The 18,869-nt window shown below is 49.8% G+C and carries 14 protein-coding genes; 10 read left to right on the top strand and 4 right to left on the bottom strand.

Features of this window, described 5'->3' with window-relative positions; translation table 11 throughout:
- Positions 1 to 46: 46 nt before the first annotated feature.
- From HMPREF9469_RS18705 to HMPREF9469_RS18690, 4 genes are all read left to right on the top strand, one after another.
- Positions 47 to 2,305, top strand: a complete 2,259-nt coding sequence (locus HMPREF9469_RS18705; protein ID WP_007865096.1) for a hypothetical protein — start codon at positions 47 to 49, stop codon at positions 2,303 to 2,305.
- Between the two features lie 137 nt (positions 2,306 to 2,442).
- Positions 2,443 to 2,862, top strand: a complete 420-nt coding sequence (locus tag HMPREF9469_RS18700; RefSeq protein ID WP_007865094.1) for an Hsp20/alpha crystallin family protein — start codon at positions 2,443 to 2,445, stop codon at positions 2,860 to 2,862.
- Positions 2,863 to 3,021: 159 nt separating this feature from the next.
- Positions 3,022 to 7,149 (top strand): EAL domain-containing protein, encoded by a 4,128-nt coding sequence (locus tag HMPREF9469_RS30730; RefSeq protein WP_007865093.1) that lies wholly within the window; start codon positions 3,022 to 3,024, stop codon positions 7,147 to 7,149.
- A complete protein-coding gene (locus tag HMPREF9469_RS18690) occupies positions 7,146 to 7,421 on the top strand; it encodes a metal-sensing transcriptional repressor (RefSeq protein WP_007865091.1) in 276 nt (91 codons plus the stop codon). Before HMPREF9469_RS30730 ends, HMPREF9469_RS18690 begins: the two co-directional genes overlap by 4 nt.
- Positions 7,422 to 7,660: 239 nt before the next feature.
- Here HMPREF9469_RS18690 and HMPREF9469_RS18685 read toward each other — a convergent pair whose 3' ends face one another.
- From HMPREF9469_RS18685 to HMPREF9469_RS18675, 3 genes are all read right to left on the bottom strand, one after another.
- A complete protein-coding gene (locus HMPREF9469_RS18685; protein ID WP_007865088.1) occupies positions 7,661 to 8,404 on the bottom strand; it encodes an ABC transporter permease in 744 nt (247 codons plus the stop codon).
- A complete protein-coding gene (locus HMPREF9469_RS18680; RefSeq protein ID WP_007865087.1) occupies positions 8,391 to 9,119 on the bottom strand; it encodes an ABC transporter ATP-binding protein in 729 nt (242 codons plus the stop codon). Before HMPREF9469_RS18680 ends, HMPREF9469_RS18685 begins: the two co-directional genes overlap by 14 nt.
- 75 nt (positions 9,120 to 9,194) lie before the next feature.
- Positions 9,195 to 9,938, bottom strand: a complete 744-nt coding sequence (locus HMPREF9469_RS18675) for a MerR family transcriptional regulator (RefSeq protein WP_007865084.1) — start codon at positions 9,936 to 9,938, stop codon at positions 9,195 to 9,197.
- Between the two features lie 441 nt (positions 9,939 to 10,379).
- Between HMPREF9469_RS18675 and HMPREF9469_RS18670 the strand changes: the two genes are divergently transcribed.
- Positions 10,380 to 11,906 (top strand): ABC-F family ATP-binding cassette domain-containing protein, encoded by a 1,527-nt coding sequence (locus tag HMPREF9469_RS18670; RefSeq protein ID WP_007865082.1) that lies wholly within the window; start codon positions 10,380 to 10,382, stop codon positions 11,904 to 11,906.
- Here HMPREF9469_RS18670 and HMPREF9469_RS18665 read toward each other — a convergent pair.
- Positions 11,890 to 12,561, bottom strand: coding sequence for a Crp/Fnr family transcriptional regulator (locus HMPREF9469_RS18665; RefSeq protein WP_007865078.1), 672 nt, complete (start codon positions 12,559 to 12,561; stop codon positions 11,890 to 11,892). The two genes, HMPREF9469_RS18670 and HMPREF9469_RS18665, sit on opposite strands and share 17 nt — an antisense overlap.
- 120 nt (positions 12,562 to 12,681) lie before the next feature.
- Between HMPREF9469_RS18665 and HMPREF9469_RS18660 the strand changes: the two genes are divergently transcribed.
- The 5 genes from HMPREF9469_RS18660 (at position 12,682) to smc (ending at position 18,848) form a co-directional block, all read left to right on the top strand.
- Positions 12,682 to 13,005: a nitroreductase family protein gene (locus HMPREF9469_RS18660; RefSeq protein WP_007865065.1), complete on the top strand. Its 324-nt coding sequence runs from the start codon at positions 12,682 to 12,684 to the stop codon at positions 13,003 to 13,005.
- Positions 13,006 to 13,183: 178 nt separating this feature from the next.
- Positions 13,184 to 14,191: a phosphate acyltransferase PlsX gene (plsX, locus tag HMPREF9469_RS18655; RefSeq protein WP_007865063.1), complete on the top strand. Its 1,008-nt coding sequence runs from the start codon at positions 13,184 to 13,186 to the stop codon at positions 14,189 to 14,191.
- 50 nt (positions 14,192 to 14,241) lie between these two features.
- The gene (acpP, locus tag HMPREF9469_RS18650; RefSeq protein WP_002564308.1) at positions 14,242 to 14,472 is read left to right on the top strand and encodes an acyl carrier protein; all 231 of its coding nucleotides are present in this window, start codon (positions 14,242 to 14,244) and stop codon (positions 14,470 to 14,472) included.
- Between the two features lie 74 nt (positions 14,473 to 14,546).
- Positions 14,547 to 15,239 carry a ribonuclease III gene (rnc, locus tag HMPREF9469_RS18645; RefSeq protein WP_007865052.1) on the top strand — a complete coding sequence of 231 codons (693 nt, stop codon included), beginning with the start codon at positions 14,547 to 14,549 and terminating at the stop codon, positions 15,237 to 15,239.
- Positions 15,240 to 15,287: 48 nt separating this feature from the next.
- The gene (gene smc, locus HMPREF9469_RS18640; RefSeq protein ID WP_007865051.1) at positions 15,288 to 18,848 is read left to right on the top strand and encodes a chromosome segregation protein SMC; all 3,561 of its coding nucleotides are present in this window, start codon (positions 15,288 to 15,290) and stop codon (positions 18,846 to 18,848) included.
- Positions 18,849 to 18,869: the final 21 nt, after the last annotated feature.

Below are 18,869 nucleotides of genomic sequence, written 5' to 3'. Positions count from 1 at the left end.
ATCTATTACAAAAATATATGGAGCGCTTTCATAAGGAGCATAATTAATGAAAAGAGAAAAACTCATAAGAATTATCACGTGCACGGCCGCCTTTTTTGCCGTTTCAACCATCCCGGTATTGGGAGCAGACGGATGGCAGCAAGACTCTGTCCATCAGTGGGTTTACATGGAAAATGATAAAAAATTAGTGAACCAGTGGCTTCCATGGACGGATGGAACCATGAGATATGTGGGAGGAAATGGACAGATTGTAACAGACAATTGGGTAACAATAGGTGAAAACCGCTTTCGTGTCCGGTCGGATGGATCCAGGTATGAAAATGAGTGGTTCAGCCTTACATCCAAACCATCATTGCCATCCGGTAATCCTGGTACCACCTGGTATTACGCAGGGGTTGATGGGAATATACTAAAAAATGGCTGGTATGATTTGAATGGAAAATTGTATTATTTTTACCCGGGAGGAAATTCACCCAGAAATTCTTTTTTTAACCTGGAGGATAAACGATATTATGTAGATGAGATGGGGGCCAGAAAGAATCCCGGATGGTTCTCTATTGATAACGTAAACAGCAAGGGGATCTCCTACACCACTTGGTATTATGTTACGGAAGATGGCTTCCTTTTGCGGGATGGCTGGCATGAACTGGAAGGTGTAACCTGTTATTTTGACACCAATGGCAGCGCCTACCGCAACAGATGGTTTAACTTGAATGATGACCGATACTATGTGGACGAGAACGGAAATCGGCAAAATGGTTGGTTCTCTGTTACAAGTACCAATGCCAATGGTCAGGAATATACCAACTGGTATCGTGCGGATTCAAATGGTGTATTATGGCGCAATGGGTGGAGGGAGTCAGATGGAAACTGGTACTTCTTTGATGCCAATGGTTTGAATTACAGGAAGCGCTGGTACACAGATGAATCCGGGAACCGATACTATCTGGATGAAAATGGAATCCTTCAGGATGATGGCTGGTTTAAGATTGAAAATATTAACAGCAACACCGGTATTGTGTCTGAAAGTTGGTATTATGCATCTGAATCCGGTGCAGTGCTCAAAGGCGGTTTTAGGGAGCTGGAGGAAAAAAAATACTACTTTGACGCCAATGGCCTTAATTACCGGAAACGATGGCTGACCGAGGAAAACGGTAAAAAGCGTTACATAGGGGATGAGGGATATTTATATCAGAGCCAGTGGTTTGTCATCAGTGGTCTGGATTCCAGGAATTCAGATTACAACAACTGGTATTATGGTGATAGTAACGGATATGTGCGTATGGATGGATGGTACAAAATCGATGGGAAATATTATTGTTTTAACTCTTCCGGTGTCATGCGGACAGGCTGGCTGACCGAAACAGCGGATGATGAGGAAGACGAGAATGCCTATTATTACTGCGGGCAAGACGGAGCCAGGGTTACAGGATGGCAGTGGCTGGAAATCCCGCAGAGCTGGATGGATAACTCTGATGTGGTGGATTATGTACAGGAGCATGGAGAGTATGCCTACTTTTATTTCAGCAAATCTTCAGGAAATAAAAAACGTTCTTCGGGAGGCAAAAAAGAAGTTAATGTGGATGGTATAACCTACTGCATTGATGGTAATGGAATTATGTATCCCGGCTGGGTAAAACTTAGCAGCACCACACCGGAGATCAAAGGCTATCGTTACTTTTATCAGCCGACATCAGATCAGGATAAGACTCTCGCCGAAGGGGAGCGGGTCGAAGGAATGTGGTTAAAGCTGGACGGCCCTCCAGACCTTAACAGTTCAGGACAAAAAGAATGGTATTATTTCGACCGGTCTGGCAAACCTAAATTTGGAGAAGAAGACAGCTATCATGTGGAAAAAATTCATGACAGCTATTATGTTTTTGATATGTATGGAGTTGCACAATACGGTCTGATTGAATTGAACGGTGAATTTTATTACTGTAAAGGACCAGACGATGACAGAAAATGTGTTACTGGTAAAACAATGCTAAATGATGGTATAGGCTCATCCCGGGCTCAATATTGCTTTGATCTTAAAGGAAAAGGAATCACGGGCATAAAAGACGGAAATTTTTATTATAAAGGTAAACTCCAAAAGGCAGATTCTGCTGCCCGATACGAAGTATTTGATATTCCGGGAGAAGGAAAGCGTTTGATCAATTCCAGCGGGAAAATCATGAAGAATACAAAAGTAACAGACGGAAACGATCAAAAATGGACGTTAGGCTCAGGAGGTAAGATCTTAACTTATGGTTCCAATGAAGTGGCGGAAATTCTTGCGCCAGAGGCTACGGTTTCCTATTAACAGTTCAAGGAATTATAAACTTTCTATAAATTCCCACCCCCATTCTTGACATCCACCTGGTTGCGTGTTATATTACATATAGAACATAGATAACAAAACATACAAAGCAATTAATGATGGAAAAGGAGAGATGACCTATGTTAATGCCTAGTATATTCAGAGACAACTTATTGGATGACTTTTTTGATTTCCCATTTGACAGGTACGGCACCGGCAGCCTTATGAACACGGACATTAAGGATACGGATAACGGCTATGAAGTTACCATCAACATGCCCGGGGTAAAGAAGGAGGATGTAAAGGCTGAACTGAGGGACGGGTATCTGACCATCCAGGCATCCACTGATTCTAATAAGGAAGAGAAGGATTCCAATGGCAGGTATATCCGCAGGGAACGTTACAGCGGTTCCTGCAGCAGAAGCTTTTATGTAGGAGATGCCGTAACCCAGGAGGATATCAAGGCTAAATTTGAGGACGGCACCCTGAAACTGCTGATTCCTAAAAAGGAAGCAGTGCCGGAAGTGGAAGAGAGGAAGTACATTGCCATTGAGGGATAATACCCCGCGGCTATCCTGACCATAATGAATAATATCCATACCCCGAAAGCCCCTGAGCACAGTCTCAGGGGCTTTTTAAGTTGAGAAGTTGGATCTTTCGTGGTAAACTAGACGGGAAAGCAACGTAAAACCATAATCCTATCCTGAGTGAGGTATCATATGCCGCATAATCCTTTGCTGTTTAGCTCGCCTTTGCTTGTCATGATCACAGATACAATGGGGAGGATCATCTTTATACATGAAAATATGAAACAATTCCTGGGACATCCTGTGTCTGATTACATGGGAATGGATATAGAGTCTGTTGTCGGTGAGATTACAAAAAAGAATCCATTTACAACATCCCGGTATCCCGACCTGAAAATGATTTTTCCGTTCCGGGGAGATAATTACTGCCTTTCTTTCCAAAAAGTACTGCTGGATGAACATGTGGAGGTAACCATGGCCCTTTTGCAGCGAAGCGGGGACATGGAACGGCAGACAGTTTACCATTTTGCATCCATTCTCAACAGCGGTATCTGCATTTTACAGTACACGGAGACCCTTACGATCGTCAGCGCCAATGAGGCCTGCTATCGTGTATATGGTTATACTCCAAAACAGTTTGCCGAAGAGAAGAACAACAGCCCAGTCTCTTTGATCCACCCGGACGACCGCATGGGTATCCGGGAAAAGCTGAACCAATCCATTGCAAGGGGCGAACACTATGTGAGCTTTGAGATGCGCTGCTTTTGCAGGGATGGTTCCATGATATGGGTGGAGGTCAAATCCACCCTTTTAAGGGAAAATGATATGGATATCCTGGTCTGCCTGATCTGGGATATCACGGAAAAGAAACAGCTGGAACACGAGATCTCCCTGAATGTCCAGCGCTATAAGATCGCCCTTTCCAAAAGCCATAATCTCATTTGGGAATATCACATGGACGAAGACTGGGCCTGTATTGAGAATACCACGGATTCGCCCTTCCGGGAAGCTGAGATCATCCGTGATTTTAGTAAACAGACCTTTGAGAGTGCCCGTCTGGACCAGGAATACCTGCCCGCCTTTCGCCAGATGTTCCGGGACCTTAAAGACGGCAGGACTATGACCAGTGCCGTCATACGTGCGACCCCGGGGAACGGAGAAGAAAAATGGTACAGGATCACCCATACGCTCCTGAGCCACGGCAGCCGGCCGGGCAATGTTGCCATCGGTGTTGCCGAGGATATAAGCAGGGAGCATCAGGAACAGGAACGGTACCAACAGGAGGAGAAATACCGTCAGGCCCTGGTCGGCGGTGCCCTGGCCAGTTATGAGATCGATATTGATGATGATCGGATCATGGAGATGATTACTGAGAAAAATAAGGACATGCTGGCATCTGTGGGCCTGTCTGAAAATTGCAGCTACAGCCGTTTTTTAGACCGATGGTCTGAGCAGAATGTGCATCCCCAAGACCGGGGCCTATTCCTGCGGGAACTAAATCCCCAATACCTGCGCAGACAGTATGAAAACGGCCGCCAGGAAGTGGTTTGTGAATACCGCAGCCTGAACGCGGATGAGAAGATGGTCTGGTGCAACACTACGATCTATCTGATCCTGTCAGGCGGACATCTCAGCGGTTTTGTCTATGTCCGCAACATTGAAGAGAAAAAGCATAAGGAGCTTGAACTTCTGCGCCAGTCACGGATCGATCCCCTGACAGGCCTTTTAAACCGTGCGGCCTGTCTTCAGGAGATCAACCGTATGCTGAAGGATCAAGCAGGCGCCTTAAGCGCGCTGCTGATGATTGATGTGGATAATTTTAAGGCGGTCAATGACAATTACGGCCACATGTACGGAGACAAAGTACTGGCAGGAATTGCCTATAAATTAAAAAGTATATTTGAAGATAACGCCGTCCTGGGCCGGCTGGGCGGAGATGAGTTTGTCGCCTTCATGCCTGATATCCCCAATGACGCCGCCGCATGTAACAAGGCCCAGATCATTGCCAGGGAACTTCAGAGTGCCCAGGAGCAGGGAGAGGATCAGATGGGAATCAGCAACTCCATTGGAATCGCCTTCTGCCCCAGACACGGGAATAAGTTTGATGAACTTTACATCAAGGCTGATGCCGCACTGCGGTACGCAAAACAGGCAGGGAAATCCTGTTACAGTGTATTTGGGAGCAAAACCTCCCAGGTTGCACCGCTGCAGTATGTAAACCGGGAGTGGCTGATCGATGAGCTGGAGGAGATTGTCTATATCAGCGATATCCAGGACCATTCCCTGATCTATCTCAACAGGGCGGGACGGGAGCTCACCGGTCTTAAGATGGAGGAGTTTGAGACTTGTAAATGTTATGAGGTGCTTCAGGGAAGGGACAGCCCATGCCCCTTTTGTACCAATACAAATCTCAGCACAGAAGAGTATTATGTGTGGGAATATGAGAATCCTTATTTAAGGAAGAATTTCATTGTAAAGGACAAGCTGGTGGAGTGGAACGGCCGCCTGGTACGCATGGAGATTGCGGTGGATGTGGGGAGCAAGGTGCTCATTGATTCCAATATAACCTCCAAATACCATATGGAGACCGTTATGCTGGAAAGTCTCCGTGCCCTGAATTCAGCCGGCAGCCTGGAGGAGGCCATTGACAGGGTACTGTCCCTTATCGCTGATTTTTATGATGGGGAGCGCGCCTATATTGCGGAGATCGACCGGAAGCGCGGGGTTATAAGCAATACGTATGAGTGGTGCCGCAAGGGCATTTCGCCGCAGAAATCCATGCTTCAGAATGTGCCTGTGGAAAAGATCCCATATATCTATGAAACCATTCATAACAAACAGCATCTGATCATTGCCCGCGCAGATGAGCTGAAGCATACCTATCCAAGTGAGTATCAATATCTGTCTTCCAGAGGAGCGCACAGCTTGTTTGCCGTACCGTTTGAGGATGAGGCCATGGTCAGCGGATATATCGGGGTGGATAATCCCACCATTAATCAGGATACCATCCGGCTGTTGGATTCCATAGCCCTGAACATATCCGGTGAGATGAAAAAGCGGCGCCTGTACCACCGCCTGGAATATGAAGCCTCCCACGATGCACTGAGCGGGCTTCTGAACCGTGGAAGCTTTGTCCAGTACCAGGAAAAACTGGACAGGTCCATGGACCGTTCCTGCGGGATCGTGGCTGCGGATATCAATGGCTTAAAACAGCTGAACCGGGATTATGGCCACAGCCTGGGGGATCAGGTCATTGTGACTGCAAGCTCTGTTATGAGAGCCTGTTTCCCGGAGAGCCGGATTTTCCGGCTCAGCGGAGATGAGTTTGTGATCATTGTCCTGGGAATGGATTATGACGGGTTTATGGAACAGGTAAAGCTGATGGGCAATGATCTGGACATGGAGACACCCAACGGTGTTTCCCTGGGATGTACCTGGGTGGAGCATCTGACTGACTTTAACACCACCCTTCACCATGCGGAAGAATTGATGATCGTCAATAAACAGATCTATTACAAGATCAGCGATGATGTGCGGAAACATTATTCACCGGAAAGCGCAAAAAAGCTATTTTCCGATATGGAACACGGGTACTACAAAATCTATCTGCAGCCCAAGCTGGATTCAGCCACCGGCGGACTGCGCTCCGTGGAGGCTCTGGCCCGGTATCATGACCCCGGGCAGGAGGTGAAGCCGCCCGGCAAGTTCGTGCCCCTTCTTGAAAAGGTAAAGCTGATCCGGTATCTGGATTTTTACATGCTGGAGCAGGTACTGAAGCTCCTTTGCGGATGGAAAGAAAAGGGCAGGCCCCTGGTGCCTGTTTCCGTGAACTTTTCAAGGATCACTCTGCTGGAAAGCGATCTGTTCCGGATCCTGAGGGAAATAAAAAGCAGGTATGATATACCCAGCGGCCTGGTTATGATAGAGATAACAGAGAGCATTGGAGACATTGAACATAAAGTCATAGAATCCATCGGCTCGCGGCTTAGGCAAGCCGGATTTAAGCTTTCGCTGGATGATTTCGGCTCTAATTACGCCAATATGTCCATTCTTTCCATCATACATTTTGATGAGGTAAAGCTGGACAAATCCCTGATCGACAACCTGGCGGAAAATGAGACCAACCAGACAGTTGTAAAATGCATTGTCAATATGTGCCGCAGCCTGGATGTGGAATGTGTGGCTGAGGGAGTGGAGACCAGGGAACAGCTGGAACTTCTCAAATCTTTTGGGTGCAGGACCATCCAGGGATACTATTTCAGCAAACCGGTGGAAGCTGGACAATTTGAAACAAACGACTATAAGGAGGTCCTGACATGAAACAATGTATGGATTCTGAAAATTTACACCGCCGCCTGAAGAAGATCATCGGACAGGTCCAGGCCATTGACAGGATGGTGGATGAGGATGTTCCCTGCGAGGATGTCCTTGCACAGATCAATGCGGCCAAGTCCGCTCTTCACAAGGTGGGCCAGGTGGTGTTGGAAGGCCACATCAAACACTGTGTGCGGGACGGGATCGAACACGGGGATGCGGATCAGACCATTGCCAGCTTTACAAAGGCAGTGGAGCGCTTTGCCAATATGATCTAGGTCAGGACAGGAGATATGACCCATGCATGAGATCAGCGTAAAATCCGTTTTATCAGCCAAAATCGGTATGAACCCGTACCGCGGCTGGATCCCTACACACCGCCGGAGCAGGAACTTTGCATTATTTCCCCGGCGGCCTGGAGACAGATATCGGCCGCCTTTTTTCCTTTATGAATGAATTTGAAGATAAGCAGGAAGGAGAGCAGATGAGCATGACGGATCTCCTTTCCTGAATAAAACTACTCCCACCTGAAGAAGCGAAGGCTGATACAGCTGCAAAGAAGGAACACGCCCGTGATGACAGCCATGGGAATCCAGACGGTAACCGGCTCCTGATCCAATGAGACTGCCTTTAGCAGCTTGATCCCCTGTGTAAGGGGCATCAGGCCGGCTGCCTTTTGCATGGGCTCAGGCATCACCTCATAGGGCAGGGTGGCCCCGGAAAAGATCAGCATTGGGAAATACAGGACAGATGCCGCCACACTGGCTGATTTCATATCAGGCGCAATGCCTCCCACCATCATGCCTATGCTGAACATGGACAGCATAACCAGAATATAGCACAAAAGGAAGGCTGCCGGAGAGCCCTGCATGCGGTAACCGAACAAAAGGGCTGCGCTTGCGTAGACCAGTACCAGGGACACAAGGGAATAGGCTGCATAGATGGTGACATGCACGGCCAATATCATGGCCGGGCTTACAGGTGTTACCTGAAAACGTTTCAGGATGTGTTTCTGCCTGTAATCAGACACCAGAAGGGGCAGACCCATGACACCGCCTGCGCAGACTGCAATGGTGGAAAGCGCTCCAAAGGACTGTTCTAAAAATGTATAGGGCGCTCCCTGGTATGCGGGCCTGTCCCCGAATATGATACCCAGGATAAAAACCATGACCACCGGCATGCACAGGGCAAAGATCACCATGTCCATTCCCCGGACAGAGAGCCTGGATTCGATCTTAAGCATTGTCTTAAATGTTCTCATTTTCTTCCTCCTCTGTAAACCACAGATATGCTTCCTCCAGTGTACAATATGGACTGGCATCCACAGCCTCCTGTACCGTACCGCAAAAGACGGTCCTGCCTCTTTTTAATATGGCGACCCGGTCGCACAGGGCATTTACCTCATCCATGAAGTGGGAGGTGAGAAGGATCGTCATGCCTTCCTTTTTAAGATGCTCCAGATACCTCCATACCTCCCTTCTGGCCTTTACATCAAGCCCGGTGGTCAGCTCGTCCAGGAACACCACTTCCGGTCCGGGGATCAGAGCTAATACAATAAACAGGCGCTGTCTCTGTCCGCCGGACAGGTCGCTGACCGGACTGTGAGATTTTTCCTCCAGTCCGAATTGGCGCAGCAGCTTTTTATAATCCTCCGGTTCCCTGTAAAGGGACATGGTTTCCTCACAGAGTTCTCCCACCCGTATTTTATCCGGATAGCTGGATTCCTGGAACTGCACCCCTGCTTTTTGGAACAGCTGCCTGCGCCCGGATATGGGATCCATACCCAGAACGGACGCGGTGCCGCTGTCCGCCTGCCTGGTCCCCAGGATACACTCTATGGATGTGCTTTTGCCCGCTCCGTTAGCGCCCAGAAGCCCAAAGACTTCCCCTCGTTGCACCTCAAAGGTTAAACCGCAAATTGCCGGACGGCCATGATAGGACTTGCTCAGTCCCCTTACCTGAATCACTGCGTTCATGATAATTACCTCCTTTTCCACTAAAGGATAACACCAGTCAAAAGACTGGTGTGAAAGTGGAGGGTTATTAATTTTTTATGAATATTTTTCCTTCATGCAGCACAGCCGTTTATGGATAAGGGCGGCATTCTTTCCGGCATGGGAAAGGGAGGAGAGCAGGCTGTCACAAGCCGTGATGATCTCATCATCCGGGGTGTCGATGGCTGTCCGTAGATCCGCATCCGGGTCAAGAGATACGGCCTGGAGCATTCTCAAGATGGACGCCAGGGAATAATTGGCGCAGCGCAGGGCCCGTATGATCTTCAGCCGTTTGATATCCGCGTCCCGGTAAACGCGGTAACCGTTTTGTCTGCGTTTTATTTTCATCAGTCCGTTCATTTCCCAGTTGCGCAGCGTGTCAATGGTAATTCCCAGATAATCAGCCGCCTGGTTCCTGGTAAGCTGCAGATCCCCGTCCTCCTCATCCATTCCGGACAGAAGGACCTTTGTGATCCTGATCGCTTCCTCGGCCCCAGCCATCTCAGCCTCTACCCGGGCCATATACTGGTTGACCAGCCGGATAGCCCGGGTGAAATCCTGATCCGCAGCCGCCCTGATCACATCAATGGCCAGGCTTCGCAGTCCGTTTTGAAGGATCTCCACCTGAAAGGCAAGGCGCGCATTGATAAACTGGTCTACCTGCAGTTCTGTAAAGACCCTGTAGCCGTTATCCTTTCGCTTCGGGGGAGTGATCAGATGCAGCTCCTCATACAAACGCACGGTGTTTGGATGGATCCCTATGATCCCGGCAATCTCCGATGTGGAATATGTTCGTCCCAATTTGATACCTCCTGCTTTGACCGTAACATAATTTGATCGTAATATAAGTATTACCTTCTGCTTTGATTGTAACATAAGTTTCAAGTCTGGTGTTATAGTGGAGGCTTGACATACCCGCAGCTGTGTGATAATATGGGGCTGCATTTGTAAAAGGAGAATCATCATGAGCTTTTATTTGTCGGACCAGTTTAAAAAGAAACTCAACTCTGTACAATCCATACCGGTGAAACATTGTGCAGAGTATAGCGTATAGAACCACGCTTTAAGATTTCACCGGGAAATGAAGCGGATAACCGTAACGTCATACCGTCCTGTTTTTTACAGGGCGTATTCGGTTCATGCACATTTCCCGGGATTTTAAGCAGTCAAAGGCTATGGACAATGTTTTGTCCGTGGCCTTTTGTTGTTTAAAGAAATCAGAAAAAGTGAGGATATACGATTATGAGTTTATTAACTATTACCGGGTTATCCCATTCCTACGGCGATCACGTGCTGTACCGGAATGCGGAGTTTACACTGAACAAAGGAGAGCACATAGGGATCGTGGGTCAGAACGGAACCGGGAAAAGCACACTGATAAAAATATGCACGGAGCAGGTGATCCCGGACCAGGGCCGTATTGTACGGCAGCCCGGGATCACGGTGGGATATCTGGACCAGTATGCAAAGCTGGAAGAATACCTGACCGTTAAGGAATTCCTGCGTTCCGCCTTTTCACATCTGTATAAGACGGAAGAAAAAATGAACCGGCTCTATGAGGGAGCGGCAAAAGGGGAAGATGGAATGCTGGTCCGGGCCGCCCGTTACCAGGAATATCTGGAGCAATGTGATTTTTATTCCGTGGAGACCCGGATCAGGCAGGTTGCGTCAGGCCTTGGCCTGACCGGCATGGGATTAGACCGTCTGGTCAGCCATATGAGCGGAGGGCAGAGGGCAAAGGTGATCCTGGCCAAGCTCATATTAGAGCGGCCGGATGTACTTCTTTTAGATGAACCAACAAACTTTCTGGATCAGGAGCAGGTTACATGGCTGGGGGAATATCTGACCGGAATTGAGAACGCCTTTTTGCTGGTATCCCATGACGATCATTTTCTGGAAGTGACGTCCAACCGTATCTGTGATATTGACAATGATACAATAACCAAATATCATGGCACCTATTCTGAGTTTGTTCAAAAGAAAACACGGCTGAGAGATGATTACCAGCGCCAGTATGCAGCCCAGCAAAAGGAGATCAAAAAGACCGAGGAATTTATCCGGAAGAATATTGCGGGGCGGAATGCAAGGATGGCCAGGGGGAGGCAAAAGCAGCTGGACCGCTTAGAACGCATGGACGCGTTGGAAAACAGGGAGATCAAGCCCGCCTTTCCTTTTGTCTGCCTTCCGTTTACAGACACGGAGCATCTCACCGTGGGACATCTCACCGTGGGGTATCAGGAGCCGGTATTAGAGGATATCAGTTTTTCCGTCAAAGGCGGGCAAAAGGCAGTCATCACCGGATTTAACGGAGTTGGGAAATCCACCCTTCTGAAAACGATCATGGGGCAGATCCCCGCTCTGGGCGGAAGGGTCCGTCTGTCTGCCCAGGTAACTGCGGCCTACTTTGAACAGGAGCTTGTCTGGACGGACCAGACCATGACGCCCATTCAGGTCATATCGGATCTTTTTCCGGATATGACAGTGAGGGAGGTAAGACAACATCTTGCTTACTGCGGCATTTCCGCTAAACAGGCATTGCAGCCCATCGGCACCTTAAGCGGAGGGGAGCAGACAAAGGTGAAGCTGTGTATCCTGACACTTATACCCTGTAATCTGATGATCATGGATGAGCCCACCAACCATCTGGATATCCAGGCCAAGGATGCCCTGAAAAAATCCCTGTCCCAATTTCCGGGAACCGTCCTCCTTGTTTCCCATGAGGAATCCTTTTACCGCGGCTGGGCCCAGCGGGTTATTGAGATTTCATGAGCCGGAACTGGTTTTTGTAATAATCCAGGATGCCATCCGCCTTCATCCTGGACAGTTCCCTGGACAGAGCGCTGCGGTCAATGTTCAGGTATTCAGCCATGGCGCTGCGATCCATTGGAATAGTAAAGGAGCTGCTTTCCTTTTCCCTGGATATACAGTTGAGATAGGTGAGGATCTTTTCCCTGGCCGTGGGTTTGAGCAGACAGTCGATCCGTTCATGGAGCACCAGCCCTTTTTGCGCCACTATGCCCATAAAATTCTGCAGCAGCTGTTTGTGGCAGGGACAGTTTTTGCAGCAGCTGCCAGTCAGGCTGGTGTAGGATATGAAAAGAATGGAGGAACCCTCCGATACCTCCACTGAAACCGGGCTTTTGCACTCCCGGCTGGCGGCCAGAAGCACGCCTATTTCGCTGCCCTCACGGAGCAGGGTAATGGTTATGGTGCGGCCTGAGGGATCTGTCCGGTAGGAACGTCCCTGCCCGTTGAGAAGCACACCAAAGCGCCTCACACAGCTGCCCTCCTCGATCACGGTAGCTGCCGCGGTATATTTCCACACCTGTGTATCCAGGCAGGACAGCAGATGCTCAGCGTCCCGGTGGGATATCCCGGCAAAAAGTCCGGTTTTGCATAAGTCCTGAATCGCGCTTGTTTCCATTCCTCTATCCGGTCTTCTTAAAGGCCGTCCTCCTGGCTTTATTCTATAATATAAGGGGAAGGGATTGCAATAGTAACCTTAATAACCTTTGGATTGCCGAACAGGTAACGGTGGTTTATAATGGAACAGGCGCCTGCCACCATACTGATTGTCAACACCCTGGGACTTGGCCTGTCCGCACCACTGACCCCGGAGGAACGGATCTATGAGATCTGCAACTACCAGTCTATCGGAGCCGCCATTGAAAACATGACGCTGGAGGCAGCAAAACTGGGCCTGGGAAGCCTGTGGATCTGCGATATCTTTTTTGCGTACAGGGAACTAAAGGAATGGATGAATGCAGAGGGGGAACTGGCTGCCGCGCTTTCCATCGGGTATGGGGACGAGACCCCGGCTCCCAGGCCCAGGAGACCTCTTAAGGAGGTGACAACATGGAGGAACTGATGCCTGTTCCCTGTCTTGGCTCCTTCTGAAAGAGCCGGATCCGCATGGTTTTGGTACGGGAGGGGAACCATATTTTTACTCCCCCCGCATTTCAAAAAACAGGATAAAAAACATATTGATTTATAGAATGATATCTAGTATATTATAAGTTGTATGCAGGACCGAAAGGAGAGTCAGTATGATTAAAGTAGCGGTAGATGCCATGGGCGGAGACTTTGCGCCGGGCGAGATGGTGGCAGGAGCAGTGGAAGCTGTGAATGCGAAGCCGGGGATCCGGGTATTGCTTGTTGGCCAGGAGCAGACAGTTGCTTCGGAATTAGGCAGATACACCTACAACAAGGACCAGATCCAGGTGGTGAACGCCACAGAGGTGATCGCGACCGAGGAGCCGCCGGTTAACGCTATTAGAAAGAAGAAGGACTCTTCTATAGTGGTAGGTATGAACCTTGTGAAAAAGGGGGAGGCTGATGCCTTTGTTTCTGCAGGAAGTTCAGGGGCCATCCTGGTGGGTGGACAGGTAATCGTGGGGCGTATCAAGGGCGTGGAACGACCGCCTTTAGCGCCGCTTATTCCAACAGAAAAAGGCGTATCACTTTTGATCGACTGCGGAGCTAACGTGGATGCCCGCGCATCTCATCTGGTGCAGTTTGCCCAGATGGGCTCCATCTATATGGAGCATGTGATGGGGATCCGGAATCCAAGAGTCGCAATCGTCAATATCGGTGCGGAGGAAGAAAAGGGCAATGCGCTGGTGAAGGAAACATTTCCATTGTTAAAGGAATGTGAGGGAATCAATTTCATCGGAAGCATTGAAGCCAGGGAAATTCCCCATGGCGCAGCGGATGTCATTGTCTGCGAAGCATTTGTAGGCAATGTCATTTTAAAGCTTTATGAGGGTGTCGGGGCCACTCTGATCAGCATGGTTAAGGGAGGGATGATGTCCACCTTAAGAAGCAAGATAGGAGCACTACTTGTGAAACCGGCGCTGAAGCAGACACTGAAGGCCTTTGACGGCAGCCAATACGGAGGGGCACCGCTTCTTGGCCTGAATGGCCTGGTGGTTAAGACCCATGGCAACTCCAAGCGCACGGAAGTGCGTAATTCCATTATTCAATGTGTCACGTTCAAGGAGCAGGAGATCAATGAAAAGATCCGGGAATCCTTAGGAGCAAAAGGCACAGAATAAGTCCGAAGGACGAACGTAAAAACAAGATTGTAAGAAAGAGGAGCTAAGAGATGGAATTTGAGAAATTACAGGGAATTATCGCAGAAGTGTTGAACATTGAACCGGAGGAAGTGACAATGGCAGCTACGTTCGTAGATGACCTGGGTGCAGACTCGCTGGACATTTTCCAGATCATTATGGGAATTGAAGAGGAGTTTGATATTGAGATTCCAAATGAAGCTGCAGAACAGATTGTGACTGTGGGAGACGCAGTAGAGCAGATTAAGAACGCATTAAATTAATGATGGCACAGGGGCTGTGAGCACAGCCCTTTTTGTGCGTTTTAGGCAGGTCACTAATAGAAAGAAGGATATATATGAACGGCCATTTGAAAGAATTAGAAGAAAGGATTTCTTACCAGTTTAAAAATCCAAACCTGTTTTCCCAGGCCCTGACACACAGTTCTTATGCCAATGAGCACCGCCTGGACCACAATCGCTGCAATGAACGCCTGGAGTTTCTGGGAGACGCTGTCCTGGAGATCGTCACCAGTGATTTTCTTTACCACAAATACGAATCACTGCCGGAAGGTGATCTGACTAAAATACGGGCCAGCATTGTCTGCGAACCAACCCTGGCTTACTGTGCGGGGGATATCCGTCTGGGGGACTACCTGCTCTTGGGCAAGGGGGAGGACGCCACCGGAGGACGCTGCCGCAATTCCGTGGTAAGCGATGCCATGGAGGCACTTATAGGCGCAATCTATCTGGACGGTGGTTTTGCTAATGCAAAAGAGTTCATACATCGTTTTATCCTCAACGATATTGAACACAAGCAGCTCTTTTATGATAGCAAGACTATCTTACAGGAAATGGTCCAGAGCCGCCAGGCGGCCGCCCTGTCCTACGAAATTCTCAGGGAAGATGGACCGGACCACAACAAGTCCTTTGAAGTCTGCGCCAAAATCGGAAGCGAGGAGATCGGGCGCGGCGTGGGACGCACCAAAAAGGCCGCGGAACAGGTGGCAGCATACAACGGCATCCTGAAGCTGAAGGCGGAAGACGTATAACAAGGGGATGCCTGAAACCCGCCGACACAGAAAATAAGCAGGTGAAGCATGTATCTAAAGAGTATTGAAATTCAGGGTTTTAAATCCTTTGCCAACAAATTACTGTTTGAATTCCACAACGGCATTACCGGAATCGTAGGACCAAACGGCAGCGGCAAAAGCAATGTGGCCGATGCCGTGCGCTGGGTCCTGGGAGAGCAGAGAATCAAACAGCTCAGAGGCGCCAGCATGCAGGATGTGATCTTTGCCGGCACCGAGATGAGAAAGCCCCAGGGCTTTGCCTATGTTGCCATTACACTGGACAACAGCGACCATCAGCTGACCATTGACTATGATGAGGTCACTGTGTCCCGCCGTCTGTACCGCTCCGGCGAGAGCGAGTACATGATCAACGGAAGCTCCTGCAGGCTGAAGGATATCAATGAACTGTTCTACGACACCGGTATCGGTAAGGAGGGATACTCCATTATCGGGCAGGGTCAGATCGATAAGATATTAAGCGGAAAGCCGGAAGAACGGCGCGAACTATTTGACGAGGCGGCCGGAATCGTTAAATTCAAACGGAGAAAAGCCATTGCCCAGAAAAAGCTGGAGGATGAACAGGCAAATCTGGTGCGTGTCAGCGATATCCTGTCGGAACTGGAAAAACAGGTGGGGCCTTTGGAACGACAGTCCAGGGCTGCCAGGGAATACCTGCAGTTAAAGGACGAACTGAAGATCTGCGATGCCAACCTGTTCCTTATGGACACGGAGGCGATCGGCCGGCAGCTGCAGGAGGTGGAAAAAAACTGCAGCCTGTTATCCGGCGACATGGATGATACCAGAAAAGAATCAGAACGCCTGAAAACAGAGTATGAAAAGCTGGAGCAGGACCTGACCGGCCTAGAGACCCAGATCACGGCGGACAGGGAAACCTTAAACCGTGAGACGGTTTCACGGGGAAGCCTGGAAGGCCAGATCAATGTCCTGAACGAACAGATACATACGGAGGAGATGAACGAAGAACATCTCTCCAGCCGGAGGACTGTCATCACCGGTGAACTGGAAGTTAAAAAAGGACAGCTGTCCTCCTATGAGGAAGAATACTCCCTCATGGATGCACAAGTATCGGATGCCAGGGAGCGCCAGAACATGGCCCAGGGGCAGCTGGACCGCCAGGACGAGCTGATCCGCACACTGGATGATTCCATAGAAGCAGCCAAGGCTGCGGTGATCCAGTCCCTCAATGAAAAGGCATCCCTTACCGCCAGGCAGCAGCGTTATGAGACCATGCTGGAGCAGGTAAATCTGCGGCGCAGCGAGGTAACGCAGAAACTGCTTAAGTATAAAAGTGATGAGTCTGTTCAGGATGAACTCATCCATAAGGAACAGACAGCCCTGGACCAGGTGCGGGAACTGATGGAGAACAAGCAGTTCCTGGCCCAGGAAACAGAAGATGCCATGACAGAGGCCGAGGGAGAGGTCAGGCGTCTCACACGCAACCAAAACGATACCCAGCAGGAATACCACATGGCTTACACCAAGCTGGAATCCCTGAAGAACCTGGCTGAGCGCTACGATGGATACGGCAACAGCATCCGCCGTGTCATGGAAGTGAGGGACCGGGTCCATGGGATCCACGGCGTTGTGGCGGATATTATTTCCACGGAACAAAAATATGAGACAGCCATTGAGACAGCCCTGGGAGGGAGCATACAGAACATTGTAACAGACTCCGAGGCAACTGCCAAACAGCTGATCGAATATCTGAAAAAGAATAAGTACGGCAGGGCCACATTCCTGCCTCTCACCAGCATTAATGGAAACCAGCATTTCCCACAGCCGGCGGCCCTAAAGGAAAAAGGCGTGCTGGGTCTGGCAAACACCCTGGTGCAGGCGGCCAAACAGTACGAAGGCCTGGCCGGATATCTTTTGGGGCGGGTGGTGGTGGTGGATACCATTGACAACGCCATTGCCCTGGCAAGGAAATACAGATACAGCCTGCGCATTGTGACCCTGGAGGGCGAACTTCTCAGCGCCGGCGGTTCCATGACAGGCGGTGCCTTTAAAAACAGCAGCAATCTGCTGGGACGGCGCAGGGAGATCGAAGAACTGGAGGAGGCCTGCGGCAAGGCGCTGGTCCAGATTGAGAAGATACAGAATGAACTGGCTCTGAAGGAGAGCCTGGCCCAGGAGAAAAAGGCGGAGCTGGAGCAGTTAAAAGCAGAGATCCAGTCCCTTGCCATTAAAGAGAATACCATCCGCATGAATATTTCCCAGCTGGAGGACAAGAAGGCTGAGATCGCGGATTCCTCCAGCGACCTTGTAAGGGAACACGGACAGCTTGAGGAACAGGTAAAGGAGATCAACCAGAGCCGGACGGCCCTGGAGGAGGACACCAAAGGACTGGAGTCCAAGAACACCCAGGCTAACCAGGAGATCGAGGAAAAGACCACGCTCCTGGAAAATGCCCGCAAAGAGCGGGAGGTGGCTGCCGCGGCCCTGTCCGCTGTCCAGATGGAAACTGCCAACCTGGTCCAGAAGCAGGACTTTATAAAAGAAAATACAAACCGTGTGGCCGGTGAGATCCGGAAACTGGAGGAAGAATTTAAGTCCCTGGAAGCCGGCACCGGTAACGCACAGCAGGTCATCCTGGGCAAGCAGCAGGAAATTGAACGCCTGAAGGCGCTGATCGCGGACGGCGATACGCGGATGAGGGAGCTGGAAGCAATCATCGCGGAGCGGGCTGCCCGCAGGGAGACAATGACCAAAGGGCAGAAAGCTTTTTTTGCCAGGCGGGAGGAACTGACCGGCCGTCTGGCCGACCTGGACAAGGACATGTTCCGTATCCAGGCACAGCAGGAAAAGCTGGAAGAAAAGCTGGAGCATTCCACATCCTATATGTGGACCGAATATGAGATGACCTATTCCACAGCCCTGGAGTTAAAAAAGGAGGAATACCAATCCTCCTCAGAGGTGAAAAAGCGGATCGATGAGCTGAAATCCAGGATCAGGGGACTGGGCAACATCAATGTGAACGCCATTGAGGACTATAAGGAAGTATCTGAGCGGTATGAATTCCTGAAAACCCAGTATGATGACCTGACCCAGGCCCAGGCGGAGCTGGAAAAGATCATCGAGGAACTGGACACTGGTATGAGACGCCAGTTTGAAGAAAAGTTTTCCCAGATCCGCGCGGAATTCGACAAGGTGTTCAAGGAATTGTTCGGAGGCGGCCGGGGTACACTGGAACTGATGGAGGATGAAGATATCCTGGAAGCGGGAATCCAGATCATCGCCCAGCCTCCGGGCAAGAAGCTTCAGAATATGATGCAGCTGTCCGGCGGCGAGAAGGCGCTGACAGCCATTTCCCTGCTCTTTGCCATCCAGAACCTGAAGCCCTCCCCCTTCTGCCTGCTGGATGAGATCGAGGCAGCCCTGGACGATTCCAACGTGGACCGTTTTGCGGGATACCTACACAAGCTGATCAAGAACACCCAGTTTATCGTCATTACCCACAGAAGGGGAACCATGGTGGCGGCGGACCGCCTGTACGGTATCACCATGCAGGAAAAGGGCGTATCCACCCTGGTTTCCGTTAACCTGATAGAGGATGACCTGGATAAATAACAGGAACTGTGATATGATTAT

Source organism: [Clostridium] citroniae WAL-17108, assembly GCF_000233455.1.
Lineage (GTDB): Bacteria > Bacillota > Clostridia > Lachnospirales > Lachnospiraceae > Enterocloster > Enterocloster citroniae.
The sequence above is the reverse complement of the archived record's forward strand: the minus strand, read 5'-3'. Positions and strand labels throughout refer to the sequence as shown.